Raw genomic sequence first — 8,204 nt, 5'->3', positions numbered from 1 at the left:
AGCCCCGACGAGATCAGCGCACGCATGGCAAAGCTCGCCAAGCGAAGGGCGCAGGGAAAAGCCGCCTACGCCGACGCTAAATCCCGCGACAGCTAATCGATGGCGGTTTCCTGACCACGCTTACGAATGAAACGCTGATCGTATTTCGAGGCGGAGACACGCGGTTCCCATTCCGCAGCCACTTCCGGCTCCGCGCAAAGGGCGGTGACCGCCGCATAATACCGGCATCGGCCTGCGTCATAAGGTAGAGCAGCGCTGCACGCAGGTCTGGCCCGCCTTTACGCTGGTCCACGCCGCCGCGGAAACTCCCCTCTTCGACCCCCATCTGCATCAGAGCGTGAGAGGCGGGGTGGAACTCAACTTCATCCGGGCCTCACCGAAGCGGTCGAAACCTAAGGGTGTTGGCGGGTTCGCATTGGCAAGCCTACCAAGCTCAACGGTTCGGCCTGACCCACCAGTTCGCCGAAGGCACTCAGACGGTCCCAGTGCCCCGCTCCGGAACCGGCGACACCATCCTGAATTGCCCGGTCGGCGAGTGCGGACAGATCCTTGAAACCCTCAAGGGACACGCCGCCAAGCTACCGCAAATTACAGATCCTGACCCTAGCCGCCCCAATGTTGTTGAAATATTCCAGTAGCCGCAGCGTCCTTGGGTATAATCCTCAAGATGCCGCCAGGAGACCCGATGCAAGACAAGTCCAAAGCGCTCCAGGCGGCACTACGTGCCAATTCCGTCTGTTCCTGCATTACGCTCGACCGGGACATGCTTCAGGCCACATTGAACAGCCAGACCGGACGTGAAGGTTTCGGGGAGCAGTTGGCGACCTCGCACCCGCACCTGTTCGCGAACTCGCCGGTGTTTATCGCGCCGGAGACAATGACGGTGATGACGCGCGTCGTCACGGCGGTGGAGACCGCCGCAGCCCTCGCGCAATATGGTGAGGCGGTGCGGAAGTGGGCACCGTCCGGCTCCGCTCCCGATCTGGGACCTGCCGGTGCACTGATGGGGTATGATTTTCATCTTTCCGAATCCGGACCGGTTCTGATCGAGATCAATACCAATGCCGGGGGCGCGTTCCTCAACGCAGCCCTCGCCAGGGCGCAGCGTGCCTGCTGCTTCGGCTCCGATGGCTCGAATGGATCAGTGGAGGATTTTGGACCGGCGATTGCGAGAATGTTTCGCAGCGAGTGGTTACGCCAGGGCCGCACTGGGACACCCGAGACCATTGCGATCGTCGATGACGCGCCCCTTGATCAGCATCTCTATCCGGAGTTTCTGCTCGCCAAGGCAGCGCTCGAGCGTCAGGGAATTTCGGCGGTCATCGCTGATCCAACGGCGTTGGAGCCTTCCGGCGGTGAACTTTTTGCGGATGGCTGCAAGATCGACCTGGTGTACAATCGTCTCGTCGACTTTACCTTGGAAGAGCCGAATCATTCCGTCCTCAAGGACGCTTATCTGAATAATCTGGCAGTGGTCACGCCCAACCCATACGTCCACGCCATGCTGGCCGATAAGCGAAATCTCTCGCTTTTGAGCGACAGCGCTCTCCTGACCCACTGGGGCCTGCCAAGGGAGCAAGCTGAGGTTCTTGCGACGACTATTCCCGCTACCACTCTGGTAACACCTGATAACGCCGCGTCGCTTTGGGCGGAACGTCGGCATCTCTTCTTCAAGCCGGCGCAGGGATATGGCAGCAAAGCCGCCTATCGCGGTGCCAAGCTTACCCGCAGCGTCTGGTCACAGATCCGGGACGGTGACTATATCGCCCAGCAATACGCGCCGCCGAGTCTTCGCAAGGTCAAGTATGATGGAGAGGCTGTGGACCTCAAGGTCGATGTGAGGCTCTATACCTACGCTGGTTCCGTATTGTTGAAGGCGGCGCGGCTATACAGGGGGCAGACGACCAACATGCGCACACCGGGTGGCGGTTTTGCGCCAGTCCTGGAAGTCTGAATTTTCACTGAATCCTCTTCGTGCTCGCAAGTTGTGATGTTCCCTCGGGAAGGCTTCCGGCTGTTCGGATGGGTAGAGCGGCCATACCCGCCCTCTCGCTACGCGTGTTGGCCCCGGCAGCGGCATTTCGACAGCGAGCGATGAGTGGGAGTTCGGCCCTCGGTAAGGGATCCTGTGCCCTTGTCAAAAGCGGCGTCTCGAAGGTCCACAGCGCTCGACACGGACGGTGTGTAAGATCGGATCGAGTGAAACGTCAAAGACAACAATGAGTGCTTTTTGATCCAGCGCAAGCGCTCGATTGCAACCGGACCAGGATGATCAGTTGAAGTCGGTTTTGCTCCACATAAACCAGGATCCTGGCCAGGCCGCACGGTTAGCTGCTGCCATGGAAGTCGTTCGCGCCCACAACGGGCAGCTGATCTGTTTGCAGGCAAGCCCTCTCGATGCGTATTTCTTTGTCGGCGATCCGTTTGGAGGGTCATACGTTCCTTCCGGCATCTTCGAGACTTTTCGCCAAAACGAGAAACTTGAACAGGTGCGGATCGAAGATACGCTCAAACGGGAGGGAATCGATTGGCAATGGCTTCACGCCGAGGGATCAGCGGCTCAGACCATCATCGAACACGCGAAGTTTGCCGACCTTATCGTTCTAAGCCAACCCGAAGAGAAGGAAACGATTCTCCCGCGCAGGGCGCCACTCGCCGCCGACGTGGCGCTCCATGTTCAATCGCCCGTACTACTCGTGCCGACTGCCGGGCAGCGCTTTACCAACAGCAATGCTGCCATGATCGCCTGGAATGGCTCCCCAGAAGCCGCCAACGCCATCCGGCAGAGCCGTTCGCTTCTGCGCGCCGCTCCCAAATTGCATATCGTAAGTGTCAGCGAGAAGGGCAAGAAACCTTCTTTGGACGCCGTCAGCAATTATCTGACGCGATATGGAGTCACCGCCGAAAGTCATGATTGGCTGCTCGACGGAGACACCGTGGCCAATGCGCTCATCGCGGCCGCAGCAAGCCTCGAAGCAGAATATATCGTGCTCGGTGCCTATGGCCATTCACGACTCCGCGAAACTGTTCTGGGCGGCGTCACCCAGGATCTTATCACGACGAGCCCCGTTCCGCTGATTCTCGCGCACTGATATGATCGGCGTACGGGCCCCGCGGTATGCACATGGTTTCTCCTTACCAGCCCCTCAAGCAAGGGATAATCAAAGGAGGCGTCGGCAATGACCCTTGTCCAGCTCGTTCCCCGCGCGGTGACCAAAGTCTGGGGTCGCCGTCAGCCTGGCTTTGGATTTGCGCAGGCAGCAAGGGGCGACGATCCGATCGGTGAAATCTGGTTCGAAGAACCCGACCACCGGCCAGGCGTCCTTCTTGTCAAATACCTGTTCACGAGCGAGCGGCTCTCTGTCCAGGTCCATCCAGACGATGCCGTAGCGCGAGCGCTCGGACATCCGAGAGGCAAAGACGAGTGCTGGGTGATCCTGAAGGCTGAGCCGGGTGCCCAGATCGGCCTGGGGCTGAAAGCAGCTGTCGCCATCGATACCCTGCGCCTTGCAGCGCTCGATGGAACCATAGAGACGATGCTTGATTGGCGCGAGGTAAGCCCGGGCGGGGTCTACTATCTGCCCGCAGGAACCATCCACGCGATCGGTGCGGGAATTACCCTCATCGAGATCCAGCAAAATGTCGATCTCACCTACAGGATGTACGATTATGGCCGTCCGCGCGCCCTCCATTTGGAAGCAGCGCTGCGCGTGGCACGCCCCGAACCCTGGCAGGCTCCCACACAACCGTACGTTCTTGCCGATGCTCGCCGGATAGTCGCCGACGGGCATAAATTCGTGGTCGAGCAATGGAGCGGAGCTCGCGCCGGTACACTCGCGCCCGGCACAGCGGCATGGATTGTACCGCTTTCAGGACACGGACGTATAGGTGATGCCCCTGTGGAGCCGGGCCAGACATGGCTGGCCGATGAGCAGCATTCCCTCGACTACAATGGCGAACTGCTCGTTGCCTATCCGGGCAGCAAGGTGACTGAGGGCCTCTGGGTGTCGTCACGTTGAATAAGCCGAATTGAGCAGCGCAGAGCCCTATTACCGATCTTGCCAGCCACTTCACTTGGATCGGCATGCGGAACCCTGATCACGAACCGGGTCTCTATCGGGCTCGGCTTTCGTTCCGAGATAGACGCCTATGCCGGCGAGGACCACGCCGATCATCACCATGAGAGTGAGCGGCTCGGCGAAGAAAAGGGCTCCGATCGTAATGCCCAGAAACGGCACGAGAAAACTGAACACGTTCGCTTTTGAAAGAGGCATCGAGCGCAGAGTCGTTTGCCACAGCCAGAAGGCGAGTGCTGTCCCTGGAAGTGCAAGGCTTACGAGGGAAACTATGAAGCCCGGCGACCAGACGACAGCACGTGGATGTTCGGTCAGCAGGGCGATTATCATCAGCGGAATGGCGCCGATAAGCAATTGAAGGCCCATCGCCATCGCCGCGTCGACCCGGTTGGCAAGTTTCTTGATTGCGACATTGCCAGCGGCAACACCGAGCGCGGCCAGAAGCACGTACAGCACGCCAAGTCCGGTTGAGCGCTCGTTGCCGGCAAAGACCTGGGGGGCGGCGACGAAAACGACGCCTAGAAAGCCGATCAGCAGGCCGGTCCATCCGCGCAACGCAAGGCGTTCCCCGATCAGGCCGTAGGCGAGTACCGCTGCGAAGATGGGTTGGGTATTGGCCACGACGGTTGCCAGGCCGGGAGCGACAAATTCGGCTGCATGGAACATCCCGAAGTAACCGAATCCGGTCATGCCAAGTCCTGCAAGAGCGATCCACCCCCACTCCGCCCTGTCTTTCGGGAAGGGTTTGCGCAGGCAAAGCGCGACCAGAAGCAGCGCCGACCCTGCCGTAACGGCGCGAAGACTTGCGAAGGTCAGATGCGGGGCGAAAGCGAGCCCGATCGTGATCAGCGGGTAGCATGAGGTCCAAAGGACCATCACGAGAATGGCAGACAGCCTCGGCGGAATCAAAGCGTCATCGACCGCACGGTGTTCAGGGCATTGCATCGCCGCACAGGATATAGAGCTACCGCCACATTCGGGGTCCTCTTTGGGTACGCGCAAACCGCATCCGCGGTGCAGTAGCACGATGCCGGCCCAAATTCGATCGTCTGGAATCCACCGCTTGTCCTGCGCTCAGCGCCAGTCAATTCCGAAAAACCTGCCTTCACTCCATAGTGGCGAGTAGCCGGTCGATGGAGACGGTGGCAAATGTCGTGTAACTATCCGCAATTGCGTAGGGAAGAAGAAGCACCCCGTCATGCACCAGGCTGCCGCAGCTATAAACGACATTGGGCACATAACCTGAACGTTCGTCCGCTTGGGCACGCAACAGCGGTTCGGGGGTGCGCGCCAGAAGTCTGGAGGGATCCTTCTTGTCGAGCAGGCACGCACCAATTGCGTAGTTTCGTACTGCACCGACGCCATGAGTGATCACGAGCCAGCCCTCGTCCAGTTCGATAGGCGAGCCGCAATTGCCGATCTTGATGAACTCCCAGGGATAGCGCGGCGAGACGACAGTGACGCTTTCGCCCCAATGGTGAAGATTGTCTGAGAGCGCGAGCCAGATGCTTTCGTCGTCGTGGCGGCACAGCAGTGCGTATTTCCCGTCTATCCGTCTCGGGAAAAAGGCGAGGCCCTTGTTGATAGCCCCCGGTCCTTCCATTCTGTGGAGATCGAAGGTTCTGAAATCGTCGGTTGTGAGAAGTTCCGGCGCGATGGCCCGGCCGTCATAGGCAGTATAGCTGCCCAGATAGCGCGATGAGCCATCATCCTCGACAAAGCGAACCAGGCGCAGATCTTCGATGCCGTTGCGTTGCTGCGCCGTTACCGGGAAGAGGACACGTTCGGAAAGATCATCGCCTTCGTTGCAGACGATCCGGATGCTCCCATCGCTCGCGGATGGATTGGGATCCCGCTCGAGCCGGTGCGCGACGACCTGGCGGCTTGGCGCATCGATGGTGAGTCCGGTTTTGATATTGTAACTGCCGGTCCTGAACGTGACGGACGAAATATGCCCCTCCCCCACGCCGCGCAACGATAGCACAAATCGTAGGCTGCCTGGCGGCAGACCCGTCTGATCGGGATGCGGGACGGCACTCGGATTAAAAAGCGCCGCCGCCTCGTAGGAATATTCCTGGTGAAAGAACGCGCCGATGAGCAACGCCTGTTCACGCGTAGCGGAGCATTTCCCGATGATGCGGCCGTTGATCTCCTCGAAGCGCGCCAGCAAGAGTTTCTCGACGGAGTAGCTGCGGTCTTCGAAGGGAAGCAATGTCTGCGCAAGGTAGGCCGAGACGGCTGCATTTTCCATCGAGAGCACCCTGTCTGCGATCCGCTGCAGCCGCGAGCGTTCCGGCACGGTCAGGGCAAGGGGATCGTCAGCCGGGAAGAACGGCCGAATGACGACCCTCGATGCATCGGGATGCAATTCGACCGGCAGCCGCTTCATGATCCCGAGCTGCGCGCCGCGCGATTCAGTCGCTAATGATGGATTGCGCGTCATACGCATTCGCCCACGCGCAACGGGACGGCTTCGGCTTCGACGCGCTCGTTGAGCGCCTCATCCGCCCAGTGCGGATGCCCCTTCCGCCGATCGGAATAGAGATAGTCGCGCGTCAGGGGAACGGCGTCGCGCTCCTTGGCAAGCTGCACCTGGAACACCATCAGGGTTCCATTGCGGAACATCATCTCACAGGCAGCGAGATAATATTCCCACATCCGGCAGAAGCGTTCGTCGTAAAGTGCGTGCGCCGCGGCGCGCCGCTCCTGGAATCTCTCGTACCAGTGGCGCAGCGTCTCTGCGTAATGGAGGCGCAATATTTCGATATCGGTCACCCAAAGGCCGCTGCGCTCGATGGCCGCGAGTGTTTCCGACAGGGCGGGAACATAGCCGTCCGGAAAGATGTACTTGTCGATCCACGGGTCGCGCCCGCCAGGCGGTTCCATGCGGCCGATCGAATGTACGACGGCTATTCCGCGCGGCGCCAGGTTCTGCTTGATCGCCTCGAAAAAGGTACCGAAGCTCGCCGCCCCGACATGCTCGAACATTCCCACCGACACAATGCGATCGAATTGCTCGTCGATTTCGCGGTAGTCGGCCAGTTTGAACGCTGCGCGATCACCGGCGCCCTGCTCGCGGGCGCGGTCCCCAGCGCGGCGATGCTGTTCCTCCGAGAGGGTGATCCCCGTCACCTGCGCATCGCAGTTCTGTGCCAGTTCGATCGCTAGTCCGCCCCATCCGCAGCCAATATCGAGAACCCGGTGCCCTGGCTGGAGCAGGAGTTTCTTTGCAATGTGCGAACGCTTCGCAGCCTGCGCATCCTCGAGCGTGTCACAATCCTCGCCAAAATAGGCGCAGGAATATTGCCAATCCTCGTCGAGGAACATTTCATAGAGCCCGCTCGATAGGTCGTAATGGTGCGCAACATTCGCTTTGGCCTTGGCCTTGCGGATGGGCCGCAGGACATGCGTCAAACGCCCCAGCTTCGTGCGCAGGCGCGCCAAAGGCGCTTCATCGAGCGCGGTCAGGTTCGATGAGACAACAAACAGGAAGTCGCGCAGCGTGCCTTCCTCGATCGTCCATTCTCCCTTCATGTAGGCTTCGCCAAGCGTCAGCGAGGGATTGATGAGCAGGCGCAGCGGAAGGTCAAGCCTGTGCAGCTGTACGGTCACTCGCGGACTATCCTGCGGCGTGCCGAAAGTCATCCGGTTGCCTGCGGCGTCGATCAGCACGAGTTCGCCCCGTTTGACGAGCCGTCGAAGCAACGGAGCCAGAATCGTGAGCAAACGCCGGCCAAGTACGGCATGGACTTGTTTGGATCTGCGCATTTCGGCTCCCACCTTGCTGGATGACTTTCGAAAGACGCCGCCAAAGGCGATCTATTACAGGACATCGCTCCAAGGTAGTATGGCTTCAAGGCCGGTGCGCCTGGACGGCCAGTCATTATCCGGGAATGGCAGATTGAATGCGGTCGCCGCGTGCGCGGCGATTTTCAGGTTTTGAGAATTGGTGCGATGTGGGCGCTTTCTTCACCGAGGCGACCGCGCTGAAAGGGGCGCGCAACCCGCGAGCGTTTGGCGCTGTCGGCAATATTCGACCTCCCAGAACGGGCAGGCCGGGCAAGCATGCCGGATCCAGGATGCGCTCGCAGACTTCGGTAAGCGACAAGCTCTGCGCTCCGCATACTG

The 8,204-nt window shown here is 60.0% G+C and carries 6 protein-coding genes and 1 pseudogene; 3 read left to right on the top strand and 4 right to left on the bottom strand.

The window, feature by feature from the left end; translation table 11 throughout:
* Nucleotides 1-76: 76 nt before the first annotated feature.
* Nucleotides 77-355, bottom strand: a pseudogene (locus AC58D2_RS17570) (hypothetical protein); the annotation flags it as partial.
* A gap of 330 nt (nucleotides 356-685) precedes the next feature.
* On the opposite strand from AC58D2_RS17570, the gene AC58D2_RS17565 reads away from it, so the two are divergent.
* The 3 genes from AC58D2_RS17565 (at nucleotide 686) to AC58D2_RS17555 (ending at nucleotide 4,019) form a co-directional block, all read left to right on the top strand.
* Nucleotides 686-1,954 (top strand): hypothetical protein, encoded by a 1,269-nt coding sequence (locus AC58D2_RS17565; protein ID WP_119083570.1) that lies wholly within the window; start codon nucleotides 686-688, stop codon nucleotides 1,952-1,954.
* A gap of 298 nt (nucleotides 1,955-2,252) precedes the next feature.
* A complete protein-coding gene (locus tag AC58D2_RS17560) occupies nucleotides 2,253-3,092 on the top strand; it encodes a universal stress protein (RefSeq protein WP_497392378.1) in 840 nt (279 codons plus the stop codon).
* Nucleotides 3,093-3,179: 87 nt separating this feature from the next.
* Entirely contained in the window at nucleotides 3,180-4,019 is an 840-nt protein-coding gene (locus tag AC58D2_RS17555; RefSeq protein ID WP_494227809.1) for a class I mannose-6-phosphate isomerase, read from the top strand.
* Nucleotides 4,020-4,070: 51 nt separating this feature from the next.
* On the opposite strand, the gene AC58D2_RS17550 is transcribed toward AC58D2_RS17555, so the two are convergent.
* The 3 genes from AC58D2_RS17550 to AC58D2_RS17540 form a co-directional block, all read right to left on the bottom strand.
* Complete coding sequence (locus AC58D2_RS17550; RefSeq protein ID WP_494227808.1) at nucleotides 4,071-5,021, bottom strand: EamA family transporter; 951 nt, start codon at nucleotides 5,019-5,021, stop codon at nucleotides 4,071-4,073.
* Nucleotides 5,022-5,181: 160 nt separating this feature from the next.
* Nucleotides 5,182-6,519 (bottom strand): glycoside hydrolase family 130 protein, encoded by a 1,338-nt coding sequence (locus AC58D2_RS17545; RefSeq protein WP_497392377.1) that lies wholly within the window; start codon nucleotides 6,517-6,519, stop codon nucleotides 5,182-5,184.
* Nucleotides 6,516-7,844: a class I SAM-dependent methyltransferase gene (locus AC58D2_RS17540; RefSeq protein ID WP_497392376.1), complete on the bottom strand. Its 1,329-nt coding sequence runs from the start codon at nucleotides 7,842-7,844 to the stop codon at nucleotides 6,516-6,518. Before AC58D2_RS17540 ends, AC58D2_RS17545 begins: the two co-directional genes overlap by 4 nt.
* Nucleotides 7,845-8,204 lie beyond the last annotated feature (360 nt).

The sequence above is a fragment of the Sphingopyxis sp. CR5 genome, from assembly GCF_059693785.1.
The sequence above is the reverse complement of the archived record's forward strand: the minus strand, read 5'-3'. Positions and strand labels throughout refer to the sequence as shown.